This is a genomic window from uncultured Thiodictyon sp., assembly GCF_903946935.1.
Lineage (GTDB): Bacteria > Pseudomonadota > Gammaproteobacteria > Chromatiales > Chromatiaceae > Thiodictyon.
Window position 1 is genome coordinate 46,041 of the sequence record NZ_CAJAXH010000008.1, and the last position, 24,504, is coordinate 70,544.

Below are 24,504 nucleotides of genomic sequence, written 5' to 3' on the forward strand. Positions count from 1 at the left end.
ACCATTTGCGGCTTGACGGCTTTTCTTGGGAGCCAAGGCTCACAGGCAGCTCGTCTCGTGCGCTGGTGCCCGGCCCACGCCGCCGAGAAACGCCCGCGCCGCTGACGCGTCCAGGTCGATCTGGCGGCGCAGTTGCTCGAACGAGTCGAAGCGTTGCTCGTCGCGCAGCTTGAGGCTGAACTCGACCTCCAGATGGCGACCATAAAGGTCCTGGTCGAAGTCGAACAGGTGGACCTCCAGTCGATACCCCTGGCCATCGACGGTCGGGCGGGTGCCGATGTTGGCCACCGCGGGGCGGGGGGCGCCGGGCAGGCCATGGACCTGGACGGCGAACACACCGTGCAATGGACTCACCCGGCGGTGCAAGTCGAGGTTGGCGGTGGGAAAGCCGATGGTGCGCCCGCGTTGGTCGCCATGACCCACGCGGCCCTGCATCCGGTAGGGCCGGCCCAGCAGGTGCGCGGCCTGTTCCAGGTCGCCGCGAGCCAGGGCCTCGCGGACCCGGGTGCTGCTCACGCGCTCCTGCGCATGGGTGATGGTGTGGTGGTTCTCGACCTCAAAGCCCCCGTCGGCGGCCGCCGCACCCATGGTGCGCAACAGTGCCTCGTCACCGCTGCGACCGTGGCCGAAGCGGAAGTCGTCGCCGATCATGAGGAAGCGCACGCCCAGGCCGTCGAGCAGCAGGCGCTGGACGAAATCGCGCGCATCGACCGTGGCCAGACGCGGCCCGAACTCCAGGAGCATGGCACGCTCGATCCCACAGTCCAGGATGGCCTTGAGCTTTTCGCGCAAGCGGGTGAGGCGCGCGGGGGCCCGCGCCGGGGCGAAAAACTCCATCGGCTGGGGCTCGAAGGTGATGACCGTCGCGGGGAGACCCAGGGCGCGCCCGCGCGCAATCAGTCGCTGGAAGACCGCGCGGTGTCCCAGGTGGACCCCGTCGAAGTTGCCGATGGTGGCAACGCAGCCCCGATCCGCTGGGCGCAGGTTGTGTAAGCCGCGGATAAGTCTCATGCGGTGGCGGTGCCGGCGATGGGGCTGGGCGGGCTCAAGGCTCGATGCCCAGGGCACGCAGCCGCTCGGCCAGGCGCTCCGCCCGTTCGTACTCCTGCTGCGCCCGGTGCTGTTGCCGATCCGCGCGTCCCGCCTCTTGCTCGGCCCGGGCGGCCTCCTGCTCGGCCCGGGCGGCTTCTTGTGCGGCCCGCTCGGCCGCCTCGCGCAGCCGCGCGGCCAGTTCCACCGAGGTCAGGAAGGGTTGACCCTGCGGATCGAAGATCTCCAGGGTTGCACCGCCCAGCGCAAAACGGATGCCCAGCCGCGGGCTGGTCCAGCCCTTGATGTGGGACATCCGGCGCAGCCGTCCGTCCTGCCGCAGCCAGACCTCCAGGGTATTGGCGGGGGGGTCGTAGACGTAGTATTCCTCCACCCCGTAGGTGTCATAGAAGCCGCGCTTATCGGCCATCTCCTTGGCACTGTTGGCCGGGGAGAGGACCTCGAACACCACCTGGGGGGCGATGCCGCCCTCCTCCCACTGTTTGTAGGAGCCACGCGGACCCTTGGGCCGGCCGAACACCACCATTACGTCCGGGGCCAGCGGGCCGGTGATGCGGCGGTTGGGGACCGGATACCAGAACAGGTCCCCGGCGACGAATACATTGGGGTCCTGCGCGAAGAGTATCTCGAGGTTCTCCTTGATCTTCACCAGCCATTCATACTGCTCGGTGTTTTCCGCCATGGGTGCGCCGTCGCTCGAAGGGTAAGGGTCGTCCGGGTCGTAATGGGAGAGGGGGTTCATCAAGGGGGTCCTCCTCACTGGGTCGGGGCAAGGGGCAAGCATAACCCCGCGACGCCGGGTTAGCACGCCCGCGCAAGAGCGGCAGCAGGCCTCGGCCGCGGGAGCGACAAGCCGAAACCGGTGCGGCGATGGCCTTCAGACCTGGAGCAAGTGCCGCGGCCGGATGCCGACGGCCAGCAGGGTGGCGGCATAGACACCGCCGCCGGCCAGCAGCCATAGACCGAGTTCCACGGCCCGTCGGCCGCCACTCATGGCCAACCAGTCGTCGATCGGCCCGGTGCCCAGGAACAGCACGAGGCCCATGAGCAGGTTGGCGCCCAGGCCCTTGGCGAGCAGCACGCCCCAACCCGGCCGGGGGCGATAGATCGCCGCCCGGCGCAGTCCGCACAGCAGGAGCGCGGCGTTGGCGAGCCCCGAGAGGGTGGTGGCCAGGGCCAAGCCGGTATGCCCCAGCGGCCACATCAGCAGCAGACTGGCGACGACATTGACCGCCATGGCGATGACGGCGATATGCACCGGGACGACCATCTCCTGGCGGGCATAGAAGCCAGGGGCGAGCACCTTGACACCGATGAAGCCGACCAGTCCCAGGGCATAGGCCATCAGGCTGCGGGCGGTCATACGGGCATCCTCGGCATTGAAGCCGGCGCCCGCCGGTTCACCGACATAGAACAGGGTCGCGACGATCGGGCCGGCCAGGACCAGGAGCCCCACCGCCGCCGGCACCCCGAGCAACAGGAGCCAGCGCAGTCCCCAATCCAGGGTGTCGGAGAAGGCCCCCGGGTCTTCCGCCGCGTGGCGCTGCGAGAGCCGCGGCAGGATCACGGTGCCAAGCGCCACACCCAGCAGGCCCATGGGGAATTCCATCAGCCGATCCGAGTAGTAGAGCCAGGAGATGCTCCCGCTCGCCAGGAAGGAGGCGAGGATGGTGTTGAGCAGCAGGTTGAGCTGGCCCACCGAGGCGCCGAACAGGGCCGGACCCATGAGTCGCACGGTGCGCCGCACCCCGGGGTCGCGCGGCGCGAGCCGTGGACGGGGCAGCAGCCCCAAACGCGCCAGGAACGGCAACTGGAAGGCGAGTTGGGCGATGCCCGCGATCAGCACACCCCAGGCCAGGGCGGTGATCGGTGCGTCCATCCGCGGGGCGAGCCAGAGTGCGCAGCCGATCAGGGCCAGGTTGAGCAGGACCGGGGTGAAGGCCGGCACCCCGAAGCGCTCGTAGGTGTTGAGGATGCCGCCGGCCAAGGCGGTGAGCGAGATGAACAGGACATAGGGGAAGGTGAGCCGCAGCATCGCCACCGTCAGTTCCCTCTGGCCGGGTTCGTCCCCAAATCCCGGGGCAAAGAGCATCACCAGGAGCGGTGCGGCCAGGATGCCAAGCAGGGTCACCACCAGCAGGACCGCCCCCAGGGTGCCCGCCATGGCGTCGATGAAGCCCTTGGTATCTGCGGCGTCGCGTCGCTCCTTGTATTCATTGAGCAGCGGCACAAAGGCCATGGAGAAGGCCCCCTCCGCGAACAGCCGGCGCATCAGGTTGGGGATCTTGAAGGCGACGAAGAAGGCATCGGTGCCCGCGTCCGCCCCGAAGACCCGGGCGATCGCCAGGTCGCGCACAAAGCCGAGCAGGCGCGACAGGAAGGTGTAGCTGCCCACCTTGGCGGTGGACGCGGCGAGGGATGACACGGCGGCGAGACTCCGCAAAAAGGGCGGGAGTATAGCGCTTGGGCGCGGCTGCCGACCTGGAGGGATGCGGGTGGCGTGCTCGTTGCTGGGCGCCGTCGGGCCACGGGGGCCGTCAGTCCAGGTCCTCAGGACCGCCAATTTCGGTTATAACTGCGGCCCACCCGACCGCCAACACGCTGCATCATCGTCCATGGCCAACCCTGCACCCCTACCCACTGCCCCGATCGCCGACCCCCTGGCCGGGCTGCGCGACTGGCACCTGCCGGGGCCGGTGTCCTGGTGGCCGCCGGCCCCGGGCTGGTGGCTGATCGCCGGGCTCGCCCTGGGCGCGCTCGTGCTGGCCGTCGTGCTGTGGCGGCGTCGCCGCCGCCGCGGGGCCGCGGTCAGGACGGCGCTCGGCGAACTACACGCCTTGCGTACACAACTGGGCGCCGGGCTGAACCCGCAGGGTTTCGCAGCAAAGGTCTCGGTCCTGTTGCGGCGCCTGGCACTCACCCGGTTCCCGCGCGAGCGGGTGGCCGGTCTCAGCGGGGCGGACTGGCTGGCCTTTCTCGATGCCACCGGCGGCGGCGAGGGGTTCTCGCAGGGGCCGGGACGTGTACTGGCCGAATCCCCTTACCGCAACCCCGCCGCGCCGACCAGCGGGGACCCCGCGGCCCTGGCGGACCTGGCCGAGCGCTGGATCCGTGCCAATCGAGGTGCCACCGCATGATCTCGCTCGCCTGGCCCTGGGTGCTCGCGGCCCTGCCGCTGCCGCTGCTGGCCGCGTTGTTGCCCCCGGCCAGGCCGTCCGGTGGGGCCGCGCTGCGTCTGCCTTTCTACGCCGAGCTGCCTGGAGTCGCCGCGGTGACGACCGGGCGCCGCTCCAGGTGGCGGGTCGCCGCTGCACTCTTGACCTGGTTGCTGCTGGTGCTGGCGGCGGCACGCCCGGAGTGGGTCGGGGCGCCGGTACACCTGCCGATGGCCGGGCGCGACCTGATGCTCGCGGTGGACCTGTCGGGCAGCATGGATCAAGCGGACTACGAACTGGATAACCGCATGGTCTCGCGGCTCGCGGTGGTCAAGGCGGTGGCCGCCAAATTCATCGAGCGGCGCACCCAGGACCGACTGGGGCTCATCCTGTTTGGCAGCAATGCCTATGTGCAAACGCCACTGACCTTCGATGGTCACACGGTGGCCGCCATGCTGCGCGACTCGGTGGTCGGGTTGGCCGGCCAGGAGACCGCCATCGGCGACGCCATCGGCTTGGCAGTCAAGCACCTGCGCGAGCAGCCGGCGGACAATCGGGTGCTGATCCTGCTCACCGACGGGGCCAGCAATACCGGTGCGTTGGCGCCCCTGGCGGCGGCCGAACTGGCCAAACAGGCCGGGGTGCGCATCTACACCATCGGCATCGGCGGGGGTGAGGTCGGCATCAATACACCATTTGGTGTGCGTCTGATGCGTCAGGGCGACGACTATGACCCAGAAACCCTCAAGCGGATCGCCGAGCTTACCGGCGGGCGCTTCTTCGCCGCGACCGGGCGCAAGGAACTGGAGGCCGTCTATCGGGAGCTGGACCGGCTGGAGCCGAGCCGCCGCGACGAGCGCACCTACCGCCCGCGTGAGTCGCTGTTTGTCTGGCCGGCGGCAGGGGCCTTGGTCTTGAGTGTTCTGATGGCATTGTCGCTGGTTCGCCGGCGGGTGCCGGGAGTCCGCGATGCCGCCTGAACTGCACTTTCTAAGACCCCAGTGGTTCTTGGCACTGGCGCCCCTGCTGTTGCTCCTGCTCGGGCTGTGGCGTAGCGAGGGCACGGCCAATGCGTGGCGCGGACTGGTGGATGTACACCTGCTGCCGCACCTGCTGGTGGGCGAGGCGGGCCGGCCGCGCCGCCTGCCGCTCATCCTGCTGGCACTGGCCTGGCTGATCGGGGCGATCGCCCTGGCCGGCCCGGTCTACGAGCGACTGCTGCAGCCGGTCTTTTCAACCACGACGAAGCGGGTGATCCTGCTCGATCTCTCGCCCAGCATGAATGCCACCGACGTGGCGCCCTCGCGCCTGGCGCGGGCGCGCTTCGAGGTCCTGGACCTGCTCAACGCCACCCACGAGGGCCAGGTGGCGCTGATCGCCTTCGGCCCGGAGCCCTTCATCGTCTCGCCGCTGACCGGTGACGCCCGGACCATTGCCGATCAGGTCCAGCGACTCGCCACCGACCTGCTCCCGATCCAGGGTCCCCGGCATACTGACCGGGCACTGGCGATGGCCGGCGACTTGCTGACCCAGGCCGGTGGGGGTGGCGGTGAGGCGATCCTAATCACCGATGGCGTGGGCGATGACAGCGGGGCCGGCCAGCGCGCCGACGCCGCCGCCCGGGCCCTGGCCGCACAGGGCGATCGACTCTCGGTGCTGGGTGTCGGGACTACCCAGGGGGCGCCGGTGCCGGGCGCCGACGGGGGCTTTGCCGCCGGGCGCGGCGGCGCCATCGCGATGTCCCGGCTCGAACGCGGCGCATTGGAGAGGCTGGCGCGGGCCGGCAACGGCCGCTATGTGGACTTCGACCCGGGGGAGCGGGACACCAAGTCGCTCATCGCCGGCTCACCGCGGGCCGCCACCACCGGGACCGGCATGGTCGAACAAAAGGGCCTGGTTGCCGACCAGTGGCGGGAGGAGGGTCCATGGTTGCTGCTCGTCCTGCTGCCCATCGCGGCGCTGGCTTTCAGACGCGGCTGGTGGCTGCCGGTCCTGGCGCTAGCCCTGGTGTTGCCGCCAAGCCCGGGTTGGGCCTTCGGCTGGGATGACCTGTGGCAGCGGCCGGACCAGCAGGCGGCGAGCCGGCTCGCCGCCGGCGATGCCGCCGCGGCGGCGGCCCGTTTCCAGGACCGGGACTGGCGCGCCGCCGCCCGCTATCGCAGCGGGGACTATGCGGCGGCCGTGGCCGACCTGGCCGGCGCCCGCGGGCCGGACGCCGACTACAATCGCGCCAACGCCTTGGCCCGCCAGGGCCGGCTGGACGAGGCCATCGCCGGCTACGAGCAGGCCCTCAAGCAGGCCCCGGACGACGCGGACGCCCGCGCCAACCTGGAGCTCGTCAAGCAGTTGCGGGATCAAAAGAAACAGGACGAGCGCAAAGACCAACCGGGCGACCAGGGGCAACAGGGGCAACAGGGACAGGACAAGAAGGACCAGAAAGACCAGAAGGACCAAGAAGACCAGAAGGGGAAACAGTCGCAAGACGGCCAGAAGGATCAGAAAGATCAAAATGACCAGGGCGGCAAACAGAATCAAGGCGGCGGTGCGGACCAACAGACGTCCGGCGCCGATCAATCCGGCGCCCAGGGTCAGGACCAACAGACCGGGAAGGGTGCGCCACCCGAGTCCAAGCCCAAGCCCGAGTCAGGCGGCAAGACCGCCGACGGCAAGCAGGCCAAGGACTCGGACAAGGATAAGGACACCCAAAATGCACAGGGTTCAGCGGCCGGTCAGACCGGTAAGGCACCGCCACCCAAGCCCGGCGACCTGGGTCAGCAGGAGCCTGCGATCGACTTGCCCGACGCCAAGCCGTCGGCTGACCAACCGGCGGGGCCGACCGGCCCGGCCAAAGAAGGAAAGCCGGATGACCGCCCACCCACCGACAAGGCCGCCAGCGCCGGTACCGCCGACCTGAGCCCGGAGCAACGCGAGCAACAGCAGGCCATGGAGGCGCAGTTGCGGCGCGTCCCCGACGATCCCGCCGGCCTGCTGCGCCAGCGCTTCCTGCTGCAACAACTGCGCCGCGAGGGGCGGTTGCAGTGAGTTTGCCAATCTCGATCTACACAGGCGCGACCCCTATGCCGAGTCTCAAGCACCGCCAGCCGCTAATCTCCCGGCTCATTCTGTTGGCACTCCTGCTGCTCGCCGTCCCGCTCGCCCGGGCGGATGGATTCAGCGCCGAATTGGACCGGAACCGGATCGGCGCCAACGAGACCCTAACCCTGCACCTCAGCGCCGAGGGCCAATCCGCGGATGACCCGGACCTGAGCCCGTTGAGCAAGGACTTCGAGGTCTTGGGCCAGTCCAGCGGCAGCCGGGTGAACATCGTGAACGGGGCCATGAGCCAGACCCGGGAGTGGACCCTGGAACTAGCCCCACGGCGCACCGGCACGCTGGAGGTCCCCCCGCTCACGCAGGGCGGTCGGCAGAGCAAGGCGCTCAAGGTGGAGGTGGTACCGGCGGATCAGGCCAACGCGGGCCAGGCGCCCAAGCCGATCTTCGTCGATACCCAGATCGAGGCCGCCAAGCCCTATGTCCAGCAGCCCTTCATCTATCGGGTGCGGGTGCTGTTTCGGGAGCAGCCGCGGCGCGCGGTCCTGGGCGACCCCGCAGTGGAGGGGGCCACCCTGGAGCGGCAGGGGGATGACAAGAATTACACGGAAGAGGTCGACGGCCAGCGCTACAGCGTGGTCGAGCGGCGCTACCGGGTGGTGGCGCAACGCAGCGGCGCGCTCACCATCGGCGGGCCGCGGCTGGAGGCACTGATGCCGGACGCCCGGGCGGCGCGCCGCAGCCCCTTCGCTGACTTCGGCGACTTCGGGCCGGGCTTCCCCAACCTGCTGGACCAGACGGCCGGGCGCCGGGTGATCGAGCGCGGTCCCGATCGCACCATCCAGATCCGGCCCCAGCCCGACATCGGCGCCGCCGCCTGGCTGCCGGCCGAGTCGGTGCAGCTCTCAGACGAGTGGACCCCAACCCCACCGCGCTGGCGAGTCGGCGAGCCAGTCACCCGGACCCTGGCGATCACCGCCCGTGGCACCAGTGCGGCCCAGTTGCCGACCCTGGACCCCGGCACACCGGCCGGCGCCAAGGTCTATCCCGAGCCACCCAAGCTGGAAGACGTCCCGGGCCCGACCCTCACCGCGCTCAAGACCCTGAAGCTCGCGCTGGTCCCGACCCGCGCCGGGGCACTCACCCTGCCGGAGATTCGACTCGACTGGTGGGACACCACCACCGACCAGGCGCGCGTGGCGGTCATCCCCGCACGCACGGTCCAGGTCGCACCGGGCGACAACGCGGTCGCCGAACCGCCGCGGCCGGCCACCACGGCCCCCACCGCGGCGCCCGTACCTGAGCCCGCGGCGCCGCAGGGCGACGCGGCGGCGACTGAAACCAAGACGGCGGCCGGCAGCGGACTCATCGCCGGGCTTCAGGCCCATGCACCCTGGTCCTGGCTGGCACTGTTCTTTGCACTCGCCTGGCTGCTGACCCTGGCCTGGGCGGTGCGCCGCCAAACAGGGGCCAGGGCGTCGAGCCCCAAGGCCGCCGCCCGCCAGGTCGAATCCATCCGTGCCGCCCGCACCCAGGCGCGCCAGGCGTGCAGCGCGGGCGATCTGCGCGCCGCCCGCACCGCCCTGCTCGCATGGGGCCAGGCGCGCTGGCCGCAGCACCCGCCGGGCGGTCTGGGCGAGCTCGGCGAGCGCCTGGGTCCGGCCGCCGGCGGCCTGCTTGAGGCGATCGATCGGGCCATCTACGCCCCGGCCGGACAGGACTGGGACGGCACCGCCGCCTGGCAGGTCCTGGAACCCGCCCTGTTGGCGCAGGAGCGCACCGATGCGTCAGCGGGCACCGATCCGCTGCCGAACCTCTACCCAGGGAGCTAGCCCGGATATCTCACGCCAAGGCGCCAAGCTCGCCAAGATTTTTCAAAACGTTATCGGCGTTCAGCAACGCACCCTCCGGGTGATGCCGATGCTGCGGACATCTCTTTGTTTCTTCTTGGCGTCTTGGCGTGAGCAATTCCCGGGCTTCGGATAACACACTGGAAAACTTGGTAAGTTTTGCGAGCTTGGTGTGAAACTCGCGAGAAATCCGGGTTAGGTGGGGTTCACCGCGCGCAGGGCGGCGCGGATGATTTCTTCCGAGGGCCGGGCGCCGTCGTCGGCTGCACGGGCCATGCGGTTGGCATCGGCCTGCTTGTAGCCGAGCGCGATCAGTGCGCTGACGGCGTCGGCCAGGGCGCCGGGGGGACTACCGGGAACCGCGCCGGCGCCGACCGCGCCGGGGGCTGACACGGTGGCGAAGCCAGCGCCGACCCCGTCGAGGCGGTCGCGCAGTTCCACCACCAGGCGCTGCGCGGTCTTGGTGCCGATCCCGGGGACGCGGGTGAGTGCGGTGATGTCCTCCTGCTCCACGCACTGGACGAAGCGCGCGGCGTCCATACCGGAGAGGATGGCCAGCCCGATGCGGGCGCCGATTCCGCTCACCTTGAGCAGCGCGCGGAAGAGGTCGCGGTCACGCACCCGGGCGAAGCCGTAGAGGCAGTGGGCGTCCTCGCGCACCACCAGATGGGTCACGAGGGTCACGGTGTCGCCCACCGGGGGCAGTTCGTAGAAGGTGGACATGGGCGCCTCCAGCTCGTAGCCGACGCCGTTCACATCCAGCAGCAGGTGGGGCGGCTGCTTAACGAGGATCTGACCCCGCAGGCGCCCGATCATGGCCGCCAGTCCCGCCAGGAGGCCGCAGCCCGTTTGCGCGCCGGGATGCCCATCGAATGGGCGTGACACAGTGCGATGGCCAGTGCATCGGCCTCGTCCTCGCCCGGTTCGTCGGGTAGCGTCAGCAGGACCCTCACCATGTGCTGCACCTGGGACTTCTCCGCGGCGCCGGTGCCGACCACCGCGAGCTTGACGGTCTTGGGGCTGTATTCGTGTACCGTCACCCCGCCCTTCAAGCCGGCGCACAGGACGGCGCCGCGCGCCTGCCCGAGCTTGAGCGCGGCCGCGGGGTCGCGGGCGAAGATCAGTTGTTCGACCGCCATGTCGTGGGGTCGATGCTCGGTGACGATCGCCACGACCCGGTCGAAGATCAGCCCCAGCCGCGCCGGCCAGGGCTCGCCACCCACGCGGATACAGCCGCTCACCACGCGCCGACTGCGGTGACCGTCGGTATCGATGACGGCGAAGCCGGTGTTGCGGGAACCGGGGTCGATGCCCAGGATGCGGTGCCGCAGGGTCTCCGCTGGGGGGATGGGCACGCTAGGCTTCAGCCAATCCCACGCGTTTCATTAGCCATCGATGGTCGCCATGATCTCGTCTGAGATGTCGGCGTTGTGGTAGACCGCCTGCACGTCGTCACAGTCCTCCAGTACATCCACCATCTTGAGCATCCGCTCGGCCGTCTCCCGGTCCAGCTCGGCGCTGGTGGAGCAATTGAAGGTCACCTCGCCCACCTCGGTATCGAGCCCGGCCTTGGTCAGTGCATCCTTCACCGCGGTGAACTCGTCCGGATCGGTGATGACGTCGATGGAGCCGTCGTCGTTGACCACGACATCCTGGGCGCCGGACTCCAAGGCCGCCTCCATCACCCGATCTTCGCTGGTGCCGGGCTGGAAGCTGATCACCCCCTGCTTGGTGAAGAGATAGCCGACCGAGCCGTCGGTCCCCAGGTTGCCCCCGTGCTTGGTGAAGGCGTGACGGACCTCGCCGGCGGTGCGGTTGCGGTTGTCGGTCATGCAGTCGACCATCACCGCCACACCGCCCGGGCCGTAGCCCTCGTAGCGGATCTCCTCGTAGTCCTCACCCTCGGCCGGGCCGCTACCACGCTTGATGGCACGCTCCACCGTGTCGCGCGGCATGTTGGCCTGGAAGGCCTTGTCTACGGCCAGGCGCAGGCGCGGGTTGCAGCCTGGGTCGCCACCGCCGGAGCGCGACGCGACCGTGACCTCCCGGATCAGCTTGGTCCAAACCTTGCCGCGGGTCTTGTCCTGGGCGGACTTGCGATGCTTGATGTTGGCCCACTTGCTATGCCCGGCCATCGTTGAGAACTCCTGACGCTGATGCACCCGGACTAGACCGGGCGGTCTTGCCTTGTCACCGGCGCATCGCACCGCGCGACTGGCGGGGGTGCTTCAAGCCGGCCACGGCTGGAAAAGCCCGACATTCTAGCACCCACCGCCCGCCCTGCACCAAGCGCGGGTCGGACGGCCGCCCTGAAGCATGAGCGCACGGCCGGCCTTGGTCATATATAGCCGGAAACAATCGGTTGCGGTGCGCCGGGGCCAGCGCAGTTGACTGCGTCTTCAAGGCCCTGCTGGGGGCAGAGTCCAATCGTGACCTGCTGATCCATTTCCTCAACGCCGTCCTCGGCGCGGACCTGCCCCGCGCGATTACCGCGGTGGATATCCAGAACCCCTATAACGAGAAGGAATTCCTCGACGACAAGCTCACCGTCGTCGACGTCAAGGCCCGCGACGCGACCGGGCAGATGTATCAGGTCGAGGTCCAGCTGCTCAATCACCGCGACCTGCCGGCGCGCATCCTCTGATGAGGCGAGCCATGAACACACTGAAGGCATTTTCCGAGAAAGAACACGCCTACCATGCGTACCAGGCGCGGCAAGACTATCTGCGCGAACAGCAAAGCATTCAGCTCGAATTCGACGACCTGCGCGCGGAGGTCGAGCAGGCGCGGGCGGCCGTGGAGCAGGAGCGGGCCGCCAAGGACGAAGCCTTGGCCGAGAACGAGCGGCTGAAGCGCTTGCTCGCCGACAAGCCGGCACCGTCCGACCCCGGGATGCGGTAGAGATCTCGGCCTGTCGTCAATTCCTGGTTCCGTAGAAAGCCCGGTCGAGTACGCGACGGGGAACGGTTTTCGGTTGGTTCCGCCGGGATGCGGTCCGCGCGGTGGAGCCTACCCCGCTTGCACCGACTCTGCTACGGCTTATTCCGCCAACGCCTCAAGAAAGCCCGGATTTCATGCAGCCTTACCGGAAGGACACGGACGCACCACAGGCCAGTTGCGCGATGGCCCCGGTGCAGTCAGGATTAGGCGTGGTGGTGATGGCCGCGCGGGCCGCGGTTCTGATGTGCATGTTCCCTGATGAACGATGGTAACAGTCTCTCAATGGCAATGATGACACCGTTTCGAGCGGCGCCGAGTGTCCTGATCGCCATCCTGCTGGCGATCGGCCTGATGGTCGCCTTTGCGCTGGGCGCGCGCGCGGCGCCCGTCCTCCTGGTCTTGGGCTCGGGCCTGCTCGTCCTGCTTTGGCGGACTCAGGTCGCGGTGCGGGAGAATCTCGGGGCCTCCGCCGCGGAGGTTCGCGCGCGGATCGCCCGGCTTGGCAGCGGGGACTTCGCGTTGGATTCCCCGGTCCTCGGATATCGCAAGGAGAGCGTGATGGGCTGGCTGGAGGAAGCCCAAGGCGAGCTGATCGCGATCGAACAGGCGCGCCGTCAGACCGAGGAGCGGCAGCAGGTCAGTGAGGCACGGTGTCGTCTGCTGGCTGAGAACGCATCGGATGTCATCTGGACCATGTCCCTGGACGGCCGGATCACCTACGTCAGTCCCTCGGTGGAGCGACTGCGCGGCTTCACCCCAACGGAGGCCAGCAGCAGCCGCTCGAGGAGATCCTGACGCCGGAGTCTCAGGCGATCACGCTGGACTATTTCTGGCGTTTGGCGTTTCTCCTCCAAGCCGGGCTCCCGCTGGAGCGGGTTCGCTACGAGCTCGAATATCGCTGCAAGGACGGTTCGACCATCTGGTGCGATGTCTACGTGTTGCCGGTTTGCACCGCGGACGGGATCCCGGTGGAATTGCTCGGGATGTCGCGGGACATCACCGCCGTGAAGAGGGCCGAAAGCGAGGCGAAGCGCAGCGAGCGGCGCCTGCGCAAGATGCTGGAGCATCTGCCGGTCGGCATTGCGGTGGCGAGCTTGCAGCCGGACCAACGAATACTTCACCGCAACACCAAATTCGATCAGACCTTCGGCTGGACACCAGAGGAGATCCCAACCCACGATGCTTGGTTCCTGCGCGCCTATCCGGACGCAGACTATCGCCGCGTCGTGCTCGATCAATGGGGCGCGGGGATCGCACGGGCAGTCGCGCAGCAGGGGCAGGTGACGCCGCACGAGTTTCGCGTGACGAGCCGGGACGGGACGGTCAAGGATATCGTCATCAGCGGCACGGTCCTCGACGACCGGCTGATCTGCTCTTTCGTCGATATCAGTGAGCGCAAGCGGTTCGAGGCGGAACTGGTCCAGGCGCGGGACGCGACGGAAACGGCAAATCGAGCGCTCCAGAAGGCCAACGCGGAGCTGCAACGACTCGCCGTCACGGACCGCCTCACCGGCGTTGGGAACCGGGCCTATTTCGAGGAGGCGGTCGCGGCAGAGATCGCGCGCGCCGCGCGTTACGGCGCACCATTGTCGCTCCTGTTGCTCGATATTGATCACTTCAAGGCGATCAACGACACCCATGGCCATCTCGTCGGTGACCAGGTATCGATCGAACTGACCGGTCGTCTCGGCCAGCATTTGCGCGAGGTCGACGTCCTGGCCCGTTGGGGCGGCGAGGAATTTGTGATTCCGATGCCTCACTGCGGGGCAATCCAGGCGCTGCATGCGGCGGAAAAGCTGCGCGCCCTGGTTGCGGACCGAACCTTCCCCGAGGTCGGCGCGGTCACCATGAGCATCGGCGTGGCCGAATACCAGCCTCATGAAAGGGATAACGCCTGGATCAAGCGGGTCGATGATGCACTCTACGCGGCCAAGTCCGGCGGCAGAAACCGCGTTTGTCTTTCCACTCGGGAGATTAGATGACCGTCTCGGGCACCGTCATGGGGTCAACTCACGAAACGGACAAGGTTAAGGGGCCAGGCTCGAGTCGCTCCCTGCGGCACTCCCCGGCCGGATACGCAGGGATCTGGGGCCGATGACGGGGCGAAATCAGCGAAATAAGCAGCTAAATCAGGGATATACAACCGTCCCCATCGAGCTGCCGCCGCTGCGCGAGCGCCGCGAGGACATCGGATTATTGGCGAGCTATTTCGTGGAGAAGCTACGCCCCAAGCTCGGCCGGCAGGTCACGCGCATCCCGGACCCGGCCTTGGCCGAGCTGATGGCCTACGACTGGCCGGGTAACGTGCGGGAGTTGGAGAATGTCGTCGAGCGCTCCCTGATCCTCTCAGCCGGGTCGAGCCTGGAGGTCGACGGACTCCCGCGCGCGATGGGCGGGCGGGTGAGTTGCGCGGCCCGCTCGTGTTGCCGCGGCCGGACTCCCGCGCGCGATGGGCGGGCGGACCTTGCCGCCAGCCGCTCCCGGTCTTGCGGACCGCCGCACCCTCGCGGAGGTCGAGCGCGACCACATCCGCGCCGTGTGCCAGGCGTGCGGCTGGCGGATCAACGGCAGGGGCAATGCCGCGGAGCGGTTGGGGATCAATCCCAACACCCTGCGCTCGCGGATGCAGAAGCTCGGGATCGCACGTCCGAGCGGACAGGACGCCGGCGAGCCGATGCCCGCGCGGGGGCAGCGGAGGGTCGCGCGGCCATGAGCGCAACGGCCCCGATCATGGACCTCGCGGTCCCGGCCTTGGTCTGGCTGCTGATGCTGGCGGTGGGTCTGGACCTGACGCCCGCGGACCTGGGACGGGTGCTGCGCTACCCCAGGACCGTGGCGCTCGCGACGCTGGGTCAGCTCGTGGCGCTCCCGGTCCTGGCCGCCATCCTGATCTGGACCCTCACCCGGGACCAACCACGGTTGCCGGGATCGTGCTGCTGGCCGCGAGCCCGGGCGGCCCACTCTCCAACACCTACAGCTGTGGCATCCGTCAGGCCGTCAGGGTTCCGCCGAGGTGCGGGCGGATCAGCTCGATCATCGACTGATGGATCTTGAGGTTGCCGGCCACCAGGTTGCAGGTGTCGAAATAGCGGCTCCCGCCGCAGAGGTCGGTCACGGTCCCGCCGGCCTCGGTCACCAACAGTGCCCCGGCGGCGAAGTCCCAGGGGGACAGGCCCAACTCCCAGAAACCGTCGGTGCGCCCGGCGGCCAGCCAGGCCAGGTCCAGGGCGGCGGAGCCGGGGCGACGCAGCCCGGCGGTGTTGAGCGTCATGTCCTTGAACATGGCCAGATAGGCGTCGATGTGGCGTTGGTCGCGGAAGGGAAAGCCGGTGCCGATCAAGGCACCCTCCAGCGAGGGCCGGGTGGCGATGCGCAGGCGCCGGTCGTTGAGCTGGGCGCCCTCGCCGCGGGCGGCGGTGAAGAGCTCCTCGCGCAACGGATCGTAGACCACCGCACACTCGAGCTGGCCGCGGTGGCGCTGCGCGATGGAGACTGAAAACTGAGGAAAGCCATGGAGATAGTTGGTGGTCCCGTCCAGCGGGTCGATGATCCACTCGAACTCGCCCTGCCCCTGGGCGCCGCTCTCCTCGGCGAGGATGGCGTGATTGGGGAAGCGGGCGCGCAGCTCCTGGATGATCGCCTGTTCGGCGCCGCGATCGACCTCGCTGACGAAGTCGTTGCGGCCCTTGGTTTGGGCCTTGACCTGATCGACCCGCTCGTAATAACGCAGCAGCACCTTGGCTGCGGCACGGGCGGCACGGATAGCAATATTTAGCGTGGGATTCATAGGTGACACAATACCCCAAGGCGCGCGGCGATCAAAGATTGACAATGGAGTGATATTCTGAAGAACTTGTCGCCCCATGATCGAGCCAACCATCTTGCCCCCCGTCGAACACCCCAACGCACCACTGGAGCACATCCGCTGCGTGCTGGTGGGGACCACCCATACCGGCAATCTGGGCAGCGCCGCCCGGGCGATGAAGACCATGGGTCTCACGCGCCTGGAGCTGGCCAACCCACGCCACCCACCGGACGCCCAGGCCCTGGCCTACGCCGCCGGGGCGGACGACCTGCTGCAACGCGCCGGAATCCACGCCGACCTGGTGGGGGCGCTCGCCGGCTGCCGACTGGCGATCGGCACCAGCGCCCGGCCGCGCTCGCTCGCCTGGCCGCTGCTGGAACCGGCGGCGGCGGCGCGCCTGCTGCTGGCGGAGGCCGCGCTGGGGGAGGTCGCACTGGTGTTCGGGCGGGAAAATTCCGGCCTGACCAATGATGAACTGGGCTGCTGCCACCAACTGGTGCAGATCCCGACCGACCCCGGATTCTCCTCGCTCAACCTGGGCGCCGCCGTGCAGGTACTGGCCTACGAGATCCGGCGCGCCTGGCGGGAGGGTCAGGCCGAGCCATTGGCGCCACCGCCCCGCGAACTGGCCACCGCGGAGGCGATGGCGGGCTTCCATACGCACCTGGCCCAGACCCTGCTTGAGATCGGTTTCGCCGACCCGAACCAGTCGACCCAGCTCCTGATGCGGCTGCGGAACCTGTTCAACCGGGCGCGCCCCGATCGGGTGGAGCTCAACATCCTGCGGGGCATCCTGAGCGCCGCCCAAGGGCGCAAAGGCGCGCGGCGCCCCGCCGAGGCGCCACCACCGGCCGCGGACCCACACCCCAAGGAACCCCATGTTTGACCGGATCAAAGAAGACATCGCGGGCGTTTTTGAACGCGACCCCGCGGCCCGTACCCGCTTCGAAGTCCTGACCACCTACCCCGGCATCCATGCGGTGCTGGCGCACCGGGCGACCCACTGGTTGTGGGTGCGCAACCTCAAATGGCCGGCCCGGGTGCTGTCGAATGTGGCGCGGCTGTTCACCGGCATCGAGATCCACCCCGGCGCGGTGATCGGCCGCCGGGTGTTCATCGACCACGGGATGGGCGTGGTGATCGGGGAGACCGCCGTCATCGGCGACGACTGCACCCTCTACCACGGCGTGACCCTGGGCGGCACCAGTTGGCAGAAGGGCCGGCGCCATCCGACGCTCGGGCGCGACGTTGTGGTCGGCGCCGGGGCCAAGGTGCTGGGACCCATTCCGATCGGCGATGGGGCACGCATCGGTTCCAACGCGGTCGTCGTCAAGGCGGTCCCACCGGGGGCCACGGTGGTCGGGATCCCCGGGCGGGTGATCGAGTGCGAGCAGGATGCGGATCGGCGCCGCCGTGCCGACACCGCCGCGCGCATCGGCTTCGACGCCTATGGCGCCACCCGCGACGCCCCGGACCCGGTGGCCAATGCCATCAACCGGTTGCTCGACCACATCCACCACATGGACAGCCGCCTGGAGGCTATGTCCCAGGCGCTGGAGCGCCGTGGGATCATGCAGCATTTCGACCACGACGCGGACCTGGACGCGGGCGTGATCGACTCCCCCAGCGCGGCGGACGGCCTGGACCCAGGGGCGCCGGACGCGCCGGACCGTGGCGCGACGCCGCCGGCCTGAGCGATTAATTGATCAATGTGCTTGGTTAACGTACCATGCGCTCGAAAATCCCCACCGGGGAGTGAGTTGCACATGAGGACGCCCGCATGAGACTAACCACCAAAGGCCGCTACGCGGTGACCGCAATGCTCGATCTGGCCCTCAATCAGGGGCAGGGGCCGACCGCGCTCGCCGACATCGCCCAGCGCCAGGGAATCTCACTGTCCTACCTGGAGCAACTCTTCGCCAAGCTGCGCCGCTGCACCCTGGTCACCAGCGTGCGCGGTCCCGGCGGCGGCTATAATCTGGCGCGCCCGGCCGCTGACATCCCAGTCGCCATGGTGATTGCGGCGGTGGACGAGACGATCGACACCACCCGCTGCAACCGGGCCGGGAATTGCCAGAATGGCGAGCCCTGCCTGACCCACGAGCTGTGGCACGACTTGAGCATCCGCATTCAAGACTACCTGGAGAGCATTACACTCCAAGAGCTCATCGACCGCCGCGCGGCGGCGGCGGCGCGCGCGCGCGCCGCCGCCAGCGCCGGCACCGACCCGGCGCTGGACCTGGGCGCCAACGCCGCCGCGGCACCCGCCTGACGCACGTCTCATTCAACCAATCAGCCGCCTGACCGGCCACGCGGTGAGTCGGCGCCCGCGGGCAGCCAGCCCCGGTGCCGCCGCCGCGACGGTGCGGAGTTCGTTATGAAGCTTCCGATCTATATGGATTATTCAGCCACCACCCCGGTCGATCCGCGGGTGGCTGAACGCATGTGCGCTTGTCTCACCAACGCCGGTAACTTCGGCAATCCGGCGTCGCGCTCACACGCCTTCGGCTGGGCGGCGGAGAGCGCGGTGGAGGACGCCCGCCGCCAGGTGGCTGAACTGATCAACGCGGACCCCCGGGAGCTCGCCTGGACCTCCGGCGCCACCGAGTCCAACAACCTGGCCATCAAGGGCGCGGCCCATTTCTACCAAAAGCGCGGTCGGCACCTGATTACGGTCAAGACCGAGCATAAGGCGGTGCTCGATACCTGCCGCCAGTTGGAACGTGAGGGGTTTGAGGTCACCTACCTGGACCCGGAGCCGAACGGGCTGATTGACCTCGACCGGCTCGCGGCGGCGTTGCGCGACGACACCATCCTGGTGTCGGTGATGCATGTGAACAACGAGATCGGCGTCATCCAGGACCTGACCGCCATCGGCGAGTTGACCCGGGCGCGCGGCGCACTCTTCCACGTCGATGCCGCCCAGAGCACCGGCAAGGTCGCAATCGATCTTCAGACCCTGCCGGTCGACCTGATGTCCTTCTCGGCCCACAAGACCTACGGACCCAAGGGCATCGGCGCACTCTATGTGCGGCGCAAGCCGCGGGTGCGGATCGAGGCGCAGATGCATGGCGGCGGCCACGAACGGGGCCTGCGCTCCGGCACGCTCGCCACCCACCAGATCGTCGGCATGGGCGAGGCCTTTCGGATCGCGCGCCTGGAGATGGCCGACGAGAATGCCCGGGTGCTGACCCTGCGCCAACGCCTGTGGGATGGGCTCAAGGACCTGGATCAGGTCTTCCTGAACGGTGACGAGCAACAACGGGTGGCCGGCAATCTCAATGTCAGCTTCGCCTATGTGGAGGGCGAATCGCTGATCATGGCCCTGAAGGACCTGGCGGTGTCCTCCGGCTCCGCCTGTACCTCCGCCAGCCTGGAGCCGAGCTATGTCCTGCGCGCCATCGGGCGCGAGGACGAACTGGCCCATAGCTCGATCCGCTTCACCCTGGGGCGCTTCTCCACCGCGGACGAGGTGGATTACGCCATCGCCAAGATCCGCACCCAGGTGGAGCGTCTGCGCGGACTCTCGCCCCTGTGGGAGATGTTCCAGGACGGGGTGGATCTCAAGTCAGTACAATGGGTAGGGCACTAGGACACCCCTCATGTGTCTCACGCCAAGGCGCCAAGCTCGCCAAGGAAACACGTCCTTGGAAAATAATCGGCGCCTCATACTCAATGCTGCAAGGATCGCCAATCTTCTTGCGTTAGTTTAAGAATCCTATCCTTGGCGTACTTGGCGCCTTGGCGTGAGACATTCCGGCTAGGGTGTCTTTGGCTTGATGTTGGCTCCCCGAGGCCAGATCTACGCTTGACCAGAGCTACCATCCTGTCGGCGGGTGGCTTCGATACTAAGGTAAAACCAGATGGCATACAGTGACAAGGTGCTTGACCACTACGAGAACCCACGTAACGTGGGCTCGTTCGAGAAGGACGACCCGAGTGTGGGCACCGGCATGGTCGGCGCCCCCGCCTGCGGGGACGTGATGCGCCTGCAAATCAAGGTCAACGATGCGGGGGTGATCGAGGATGCCCGCTTCAAGACCTATGGTTGCGGCTCCGCCATCGCCTCCAGCAGCCTGCTCACCGAGTGGGTCAAGGGCAAGACCCTGGACGAGGCCAGCCAGATCAAGAACCAGGAGATTGCCGACGAGCTTGCGCTGCCCCCGGTCAAGGTCCACTGCTCGGTGCTGGCGGAGGACGCCATCAAGGCGGCAATCAACGATTATGCCGCCAAACGCAAGCCGGCCTGAGAACAGACCGCAGGCCGTTGAAGTCTTGCTACAGCGTTCCCCAAGGGCCTAGGATCTCGCCACGCGGGGACGCACCGCCCGCCCTTGGGATCGTCGATCCCGGAGAACGCTCCTATGGCTATTTCACTCACCACCGCCGCCGCCGACCATGTCAGCCGCTCGCTGGCCAACCGTGGCAAGGGCCTCGGCATACGCCTGGGCGTGCGCGCCTCCGGCTGTTCCGGCATGGCCTATGTGCTGGAGTTCGCCGACGCGCTGGGACCCGACGACCAGGTATTCGAGGACCGCGGCGTGAAGGTCATCGTCGACCCCAAGAGCCTCCTCTATCTGGACGGGACCGAGCTTGATTTCGGCCGCGAGGGACTGAACGAGGGCTTCCGCTTCAACAACCCCAACGCCAAGAACGGCTGCGGTTGCGGCGAGAGCTTCAACGTCTAGCCGCTGCCGCCGTGTTGGACTTCTCCAAGAATTATTTCGAGCTTTTCGAGCTGCCCGTGGGCTTCGCGCTGGACGCCAAGCGTCTGGCCGAGGGTTACCGCACCCTCCAGACGGCGACCCACCCCGACCGCTTCGCCGTGGCCGCGGACCACGAAAAGCGCTGGTCGCTCCAGGCGTCGACCCAGGTCAACGAGGCCTATCGGACCCTGAAGGACCCCCTGGCGCGGGCCAAATACCTGCTGGCCCTGCATACCGGCGACCCCGGCACCACCAGCGAGACCAGCAAGGACGGGGCCTTCCTGATGGAACAGATGGAGCTGCGCGAGACCCTGGCCGAGGCCCAGACCAGCCCCAATCCACAGGCCGCGGTCGCCCGGGTCCTGACCCAACTGGCGGAACAGAGCGTGGCACTCGACAAGGAACTGGAGGGGCTGTTCGCCACCCCCTCCCCCGCCAATCTGGAGACCGCCCGGGAGGTTGTACGCAAGCTCCAGTTCATGGACAAGTGCCGACGCGACGCCGAGGCGCTCGAATCGGCCATCGACGGGCGCTACTGATTACACTGTTATCCGCGAGTGAACGCCCATGAACGCACATGCCACTGTTACAGATCGCTGAACCCGGCCAGTCCGCCGCCCCCCATCGACACCGGCTGGCCGCTGGCATCGATCTGGGGACTACCAACTCGCTGGTCGCCTGCGTACGCGGCAGCGTCGCCGAGACCTTGGCCGATGCGCAGGGCCGTCACCTGCTGCCGTCCGTGGTCCGCTTCTCGGCCACCGCGCCACCCCTGGTCGGGCACGCGGCGCGCGACACCGCCGCCGCTGACCCGCTCAACACCATTGCCTCGGCCAAGCGGCTGATCGGGCGCGGGTTGGCGGACGTCCACCGACTGGGTGGGCACCTGCCCTATTGCTTCGTCGACACCGACTCGGCGGTCCCGCGCATCCGCACGGCGGGCGGCGACCTGACCCCGGTGGAGGTCTCGGCCGAGGTCTTGAAGACCCTGGCGCGGCGCGCCGAGGACTCCCTGGGCGGGCCATTGACCGGGGTGGTGATCACGGTTCCGGCCTATTTCGACGACGCCCAGCGCCAGGCCACCAAGGACGCGGCCACGCTCGCCGGGCTCAAGGTCTTGCGACTCTTGAGCGAACCGACCGCCGCCGCCGTCGCCTATGGCCTGGACCGGCGCGATACGGGGGACGAGGAGGGCGTACACGCGATCTATGACTTGGGCGGCGGCACCTTCGACATCTCCATCCTGCGCCTGACCCGCGGGGTCTTCGAGGTCCTGGCCGCCGGGGGCGACTCCGCACTCGGCGGCGACGACCTCGACCGGGCAGTGGCCCACTGGGTCATCGAGCAGGCCGGGATCGGCGCCGACAACGACCCCGGCACCCTGCGCCGACTGATGCAGGTCGCCTGCGCCGCCAAGGAGCGCTTGAGCCAGGAGCCCAGCGCCGAATTGCAGCTCGACCTGCCGGACGGCCGCCACTGGAGCGGGACCCTGGACCGCGCGACCTTCAACGCCCTGATCGACCCCCTGATCGGGCGCACCCTGACCGCCTGCCGCCGCGCGCTGCGCGACGCCCGGGTAAGCACCGCCGACATTGACGCGGTGGTCCTGGTGGGTGGCTCCACCCGGGTTCCGCTGGTACGCGAGCGGGTGGCCGAGCTGTTCGGCCGCGCGCCCCTGGGCGACATCGACCCGGATCGGGTGGTCGCCATCGGGGCGGCGATTCAGGCCGACCTGCTGGCTGGCAACCGCCCGGGCGACGACCTCCTGCTCCTGGACGTGATCCCGCTCTCGCTCGGGATCGAGACCATGGGCGGCCTGGTGGAGCCGCTGATCCCGCGCAACACCACACTCCCCGCCGCCCGCTATCAGGAGTTCACCACCTTCAAGGACGGCCAGACCGCCATGGCCATCCATGTGCTCCAGGGCGAGCGCGATCTGGTGGCGGACTGCCGCTCGCTCGCGCGCTTTGAGCTGCGGGGCATCCCGCCGATGATCGCCGGGGCAGCGCGCATCCGGGTCACCTTCGAGATCGACGCCGACGGGCTCCTGCGGGTGAGCGCGGCCGAGCAGACCAGCGGGGTCAGCGCACGGGTCGAGGTCAAGCCGTCCTACGGACTGAGCGATGGCGAGATCGAGTCCATGTTGCGCGCCTCGCTGGAGCACGCCGGCGAAGACCTGGCGGCTCGGCGGCTGCACGAGCAGCGGCTCGACGGCGAGCGGGTCCGCGAGGCCCTACGCTCCGCACTCGCACGCGATGGCGAGGCACTGCTGGACACCGCCGAGCGGGCGCGGATCGACCAGGCCCTGGCCCGGTTCGAGGCCACACTCACCAGCACCGAGGCCGGGATGATCCAATACGCCATCGGCGCCCTGGAGCGGACCTGTGCATTCTATGTGGAGCGGCGCATGAATCGGACCATCCACGCGGCCATGGCCGGGCGCCGGGTCGTTGAGTTCGTCCACCCGGAGCAGTCGAGCTGATGCCACGCCTGACCTTTTTGCCCCATGAGACCCTCTGCCCGGAAGGGGCGGTGATCGAGGCCGAGCCGGGGGTGAGCATCTGCGATGCCGCACTGGCCCAGGGGATCGAGATCGAACACGCCTGCGACCGTTGCGCCGCCTGCACCACCTGCCATGTGATCGTGCGCGCGGGCGGCGACTCGCTCGCGCCCGCCGATGACCTGGAGGAGGACCTGCTGGACCGCGCCTGGGGTCTGGAACCCGAGTCGCGTCTGAGCTGCCAGGCCCTGGTCGGGGAGGAGGACCTGGTGATCCAGATCCCGCTCTACACCATCAACATGGTGTCGGAGCGGCGGTAGGGTCTACCGGCTAGGGCTGGTATGAATTGAGGGTATATGGACAGGATTAACAGGATTCGGCAGGATTAACAGGATTTCACTTCGAGCGGCCGGGTGAATTATCCTGTTAATCCTGAGAAATCCTGTTAATCCTGTACTATTATCCAGGGTCTGGGGAAAGTCCCCAGGCATGCATTCGGAGAACCGCCCATGGCACTGAAGTGGACCGACACCCGGGAGATCGCCATCGCACTGGAGGAGACGCACCCCGAGCGCGACCCGCGCTTTCTCAACTTCTTGGACCTGCGCACCTGGGTCGAGTCGCTCCCGGAGTTCGCGGACGACCCGGCGCGCTGCGGTGAGAAGGTGCTGGAGGCCATCCAAGTCGCCTGGATCGAGGAACGGGAGTAATCTCACGCCCGCGGCGGGGCCGGGGACGATAAACATAGCAAGAGCAGTTGAGCCGCAAATGAACGCAAAAAGACGCAAATAATCATGGCACTGCGGTGTTCCGTGTGTTCACCCGCCGGGCGGCCTGCAGGGCACTTCTAAGCCTCAGATTTATTTGCGCTTATTTGCGTTCATTTGCGGCCAGATGCTCTTTCTAGGATAAAAAGGTGCCGGTCAGCACTGCTCCCAGGGCAGCCCGCGGAAGCGCCAACCGCCCGTGGTGCTGCGGTGGTGATCCTCGTCCAGGTCGCCCTCGAACCCCTCGTCCACATGGTAGACCGACTTGAGCCCGTCTTTGAGCAGGGCCTTGCCGGCCTCCAGCGAGCGCTTGCCGCTACGGCAGATGAGGACCACCGGGGCGCAGGGAGTGCCCGGCTCGCAGGCGACCCCGCCCAGGAGCAGCTTGCGGATCTCTGTGGTGAAATGGGGGTTGACGACCCAGTCCGGTTCGTCGATCCAGGCGACATGCACCGCCCCCTTGGGGTGCCCCACGAACAGAAACTCCATACTGGAGCGGATGTCCACCAGGACCGCCTGGGGGTGCTCGTGCAGCAATTGGTGGGCCTCATCCGGGGTCAGGCCTTTTGGGTGATCGTCACTCACGCTGGAATACCTCGTTTGTTGGTCATGATCGTGCGTCGGACGCCGCTCACGCGCGAGCGCCGCGGAACCGACAGTGTAACAACTGGCCGCGGCCC

28 protein-coding genes are annotated in these 24,504 nt (G+C 68.1%); 20 read left to right on the plus strand and 8 right to left on the minus strand.

All coding sequences use genetic code 11. The features are described from left to right. Nucleotides 1-39: 39 nt before the first annotated feature. From ribF to murJ, 3 genes are all read right to left on the minus strand, one after another. On the minus strand, nucleotides 40-1,011 hold the full coding sequence (gene ribF, locus QZX93_RS00495; RefSeq protein WP_295392645.1) for a bifunctional riboflavin kinase/FAD synthetase: 972 nt from the start codon (nucleotides 1,009-1,011) through the stop codon (nucleotides 40-42). Nucleotides 1,012-1,045: 34 nt separating this feature from the next. Further along, nucleotides 1,046-1,792: a Uma2 family endonuclease gene (locus QZX93_RS00500; RefSeq protein WP_295392647.1), complete on the minus strand. Its 747-nt coding sequence runs from the start codon at nucleotides 1,790-1,792 to the stop codon at nucleotides 1,046-1,048. 135 nt (nucleotides 1,793-1,927) lie between these two features. Then, on the minus strand, nucleotides 1,928-3,475 hold the full coding sequence (gene murJ / locus QZX93_RS00505; RefSeq protein ID WP_295392649.1) for a murein biosynthesis integral membrane protein MurJ: 1,548 nt from the start codon (nucleotides 3,473-3,475) through the stop codon (nucleotides 1,928-1,930). A 190-nt stretch (nucleotides 3,476-3,665) separates the two neighbouring features. On the opposite strand from murJ, the gene QZX93_RS00510 reads away from it, so the two are divergent. The 4 genes from QZX93_RS00510 to QZX93_RS00525 are packed head-to-tail and all read left to right on the plus strand — an operon-like array spanning nucleotide 3,666 to nucleotide 9,088. Continuing rightward, a complete protein-coding gene (locus QZX93_RS00510) occupies nucleotides 3,666-4,187 on the plus strand; it encodes a DUF4381 domain-containing protein (protein ID WP_295392650.1) in 522 nt (173 codons plus the stop codon). Then, nucleotides 4,184-5,185: a VWA domain-containing protein gene (locus tag QZX93_RS00515; RefSeq protein WP_295392652.1), complete on the plus strand. Its 1,002-nt coding sequence runs from the start codon at nucleotides 4,184-4,186 to the stop codon at nucleotides 5,183-5,185. The genes QZX93_RS00510 and QZX93_RS00515 overlap by 4 nt, the downstream gene beginning before the upstream one ends. Then, nucleotides 5,175-7,247 carry a VWA domain-containing protein gene (locus QZX93_RS00520; protein ID WP_295392653.1) on the plus strand — a complete coding sequence of 691 codons (2,073 nt, stop codon included), beginning with the start codon at nucleotides 5,175-5,177 and terminating at the stop codon, nucleotides 7,245-7,247. The genes QZX93_RS00515 and QZX93_RS00520 overlap by 11 nt, the downstream gene beginning before the upstream one ends. Before the next feature lie 35 nt (nucleotides 7,248-7,282). Further along, the gene (locus tag QZX93_RS00525) at nucleotides 7,283-9,088 is read left to right on the plus strand and encodes a BatD family protein (protein WP_295392654.1); all 1,806 of its coding nucleotides are present in this window, start codon (nucleotides 7,283-7,285) and stop codon (nucleotides 9,086-9,088) included. 213 nt (nucleotides 9,089-9,301) lie between these two features. On the opposite strand, the gene ruvA is transcribed toward QZX93_RS00525, so the two are convergent. Genes ruvA through QZX93_RS00540 form a run of 3 tightly spaced genes read right to left on the minus strand, consistent with a single transcriptional unit; the run spans nucleotide 9,302 to nucleotide 11,241 of the window. Further along, nucleotides 9,302-9,922: a Holliday junction branch migration protein RuvA gene (gene ruvA / locus QZX93_RS00530; protein WP_295392655.1), complete on the minus strand. Its 621-nt coding sequence runs from the start codon at nucleotides 9,920-9,922 to the stop codon at nucleotides 9,302-9,304. Then, complete coding sequence (gene ruvC, locus QZX93_RS00535) at nucleotides 9,919-10,461, minus strand: crossover junction endodeoxyribonuclease RuvC (protein WP_295392656.1); 543 nt, start codon at nucleotides 10,459-10,461, stop codon at nucleotides 9,919-9,921. Before ruvC ends, ruvA begins: the two co-directional genes overlap by 4 nt. A 30-nt stretch (nucleotides 10,462-10,491) precedes the next feature. After that, nucleotides 10,492-11,241: a YebC/PmpR family DNA-binding transcriptional regulator gene (locus QZX93_RS00540; RefSeq protein ID WP_295392657.1), complete on the minus strand. Its 750-nt coding sequence runs from the start codon at nucleotides 11,239-11,241 to the stop codon at nucleotides 10,492-10,494. Between the two features lie 227 nt (nucleotides 11,242-11,468). Between QZX93_RS00540 and QZX93_RS00545 the strand changes: the two genes are divergently transcribed. From QZX93_RS00545 to QZX93_RS27215, 6 genes are all read left to right on the plus strand, one after another. Next, the gene (locus tag QZX93_RS00545; RefSeq protein WP_295392658.1) at nucleotides 11,469-11,750 is read left to right on the plus strand and encodes an Rpn family recombination-promoting nuclease/putative transposase; all 282 of its coding nucleotides are present in this window, start codon (nucleotides 11,469-11,471) and stop codon (nucleotides 11,748-11,750) included. Nucleotides 11,751-11,761: 11 nt separating this feature from the next. After that, complete coding sequence (locus tag QZX93_RS00550) at nucleotides 11,762-12,007, plus strand: hypothetical protein (RefSeq protein ID WP_295392660.1); 246 nt, start codon at nucleotides 11,762-11,764, stop codon at nucleotides 12,005-12,007. 321 nt (nucleotides 12,008-12,328) lie between these two features. Next, a complete protein-coding gene (locus QZX93_RS00555) occupies nucleotides 12,329-12,841 on the plus strand; it encodes a PAS domain S-box protein (protein WP_295392662.1) in 513 nt (170 codons plus the stop codon). A 23-nt stretch (nucleotides 12,842-12,864) separates the two neighbouring features. Further along, complete coding sequence (locus tag QZX93_RS00560; protein WP_295392733.1) at nucleotides 12,865-14,028, plus strand: sensor domain-containing diguanylate cyclase; 1,164 nt, start codon at nucleotides 12,865-12,867, stop codon at nucleotides 14,026-14,028. 467 nt (nucleotides 14,029-14,495) lie between these two features. Continuing rightward, nucleotides 14,496-14,759, plus strand: coding sequence for a helix-turn-helix domain-containing protein (locus tag QZX93_RS00565; RefSeq protein ID WP_295392663.1), 264 nt, complete (start codon nucleotides 14,496-14,498; stop codon nucleotides 14,757-14,759). A gap of 17 nt (nucleotides 14,760-14,776) precedes the next feature. After that, the gene (locus QZX93_RS27215) at nucleotides 14,777-15,100 is read left to right on the plus strand and encodes a hypothetical protein (protein ID WP_366759406.1); all 324 of its coding nucleotides are present in this window, start codon (nucleotides 14,777-14,779) and stop codon (nucleotides 15,098-15,100) included. Here QZX93_RS27215 and QZX93_RS00570 read toward each other — a convergent pair. Then, nucleotides 15,036-15,833: an inositol monophosphatase family protein gene (locus tag QZX93_RS00570; protein WP_295392664.1), complete on the minus strand. Its 798-nt coding sequence runs from the start codon at nucleotides 15,831-15,833 to the stop codon at nucleotides 15,036-15,038. The two genes, QZX93_RS27215 and QZX93_RS00570, sit on opposite strands and share 65 nt — an antisense overlap. A gap of 76 nt (nucleotides 15,834-15,909) precedes the next feature. On the opposite strand from QZX93_RS00570, the gene QZX93_RS00575 reads away from it, so the two are divergent. From QZX93_RS00575 to iscX, 10 genes are all read left to right on the plus strand, one after another. Continuing rightward, nucleotides 15,910-16,737: a TrmJ/YjtD family RNA methyltransferase gene (locus QZX93_RS00575; protein ID WP_295392666.1), complete on the plus strand. Its 828-nt coding sequence runs from the start codon at nucleotides 15,910-15,912 to the stop codon at nucleotides 16,735-16,737. Next, the gene (cysE, locus tag QZX93_RS00580; RefSeq protein ID WP_295392667.1) at nucleotides 16,730-17,545 is read left to right on the plus strand and encodes a serine O-acetyltransferase; all 816 of its coding nucleotides are present in this window, start codon (nucleotides 16,730-16,732) and stop codon (nucleotides 17,543-17,545) included. The genes QZX93_RS00575 and cysE overlap by 8 nt, the downstream gene beginning before the upstream one ends. Nucleotides 17,546-17,631: 86 nt before the next feature. Beyond that, the gene (iscR, locus tag QZX93_RS00585) at nucleotides 17,632-18,123 is read left to right on the plus strand and encodes a Fe-S cluster assembly transcriptional regulator IscR (protein ID WP_295392668.1); all 492 of its coding nucleotides are present in this window, start codon (nucleotides 17,632-17,634) and stop codon (nucleotides 18,121-18,123) included. Nucleotides 18,124-18,228: 105 nt separating this feature from the next. Then, nucleotides 18,229-19,443, plus strand: coding sequence for an IscS subfamily cysteine desulfurase (locus QZX93_RS00590; RefSeq protein WP_295392670.1), 1,215 nt, complete (start codon nucleotides 18,229-18,231; stop codon nucleotides 19,441-19,443). A 271-nt stretch (nucleotides 19,444-19,714) separates the two neighbouring features. After that, on the plus strand, nucleotides 19,715-20,101 hold the full coding sequence (iscU, locus tag QZX93_RS00595) for a Fe-S cluster assembly scaffold IscU (RefSeq protein ID WP_295392671.1): 387 nt from the start codon (nucleotides 19,715-19,717) through the stop codon (nucleotides 20,099-20,101). Nucleotides 20,102-20,215: 114 nt separating this feature from the next. Beyond that, on the plus strand, nucleotides 20,216-20,539 hold the full coding sequence (gene iscA, locus QZX93_RS00600; RefSeq protein WP_295392672.1) for an iron-sulfur cluster assembly protein IscA: 324 nt from the start codon (nucleotides 20,216-20,218) through the stop codon (nucleotides 20,537-20,539). Beyond that, nucleotides 20,515-21,096: a Fe-S protein assembly co-chaperone HscB gene (gene hscB / locus QZX93_RS00605; RefSeq protein ID WP_295392674.1), complete on the plus strand. Its 582-nt coding sequence runs from the start codon at nucleotides 20,515-20,517 to the stop codon at nucleotides 21,094-21,096. The genes iscA and hscB overlap by 25 nt, the downstream gene beginning before the upstream one ends. A gap of 38 nt (nucleotides 21,097-21,134) precedes the next feature. Then, nucleotides 21,135-23,039 carry a Fe-S protein assembly chaperone HscA gene (gene hscA, locus QZX93_RS00610; protein ID WP_295392676.1) on the plus strand — a complete coding sequence of 635 codons (1,905 nt, stop codon included), beginning with the start codon at nucleotides 21,135-21,137 and terminating at the stop codon, nucleotides 23,037-23,039. Continuing rightward, the gene (gene fdx / locus QZX93_RS00615; protein ID WP_295392678.1) at nucleotides 23,039-23,377 is read left to right on the plus strand and encodes an ISC system 2Fe-2S type ferredoxin; all 339 of its coding nucleotides are present in this window, start codon (nucleotides 23,039-23,041) and stop codon (nucleotides 23,375-23,377) included. The genes hscA and fdx overlap by 1 nt, the downstream gene beginning before the upstream one ends. 195 nt (nucleotides 23,378-23,572) lie before the next feature. Next, nucleotides 23,573-23,767, plus strand: coding sequence for a Fe-S cluster assembly protein IscX (iscX, locus tag QZX93_RS00620; RefSeq protein ID WP_366759408.1), 195 nt, complete (start codon nucleotides 23,573-23,575; stop codon nucleotides 23,765-23,767). A 213-nt stretch (nucleotides 23,768-23,980) separates the two neighbouring features. Here iscX and QZX93_RS00625 read toward each other — a convergent pair whose 3' ends face one another. Further along, a complete protein-coding gene (locus QZX93_RS00625) occupies nucleotides 23,981-24,409 on the minus strand; it encodes a rhodanese-like domain-containing protein (protein WP_295392682.1) in 429 nt (142 codons plus the stop codon). Nucleotides 24,410-24,504: the final 95 nt, after the last annotated feature.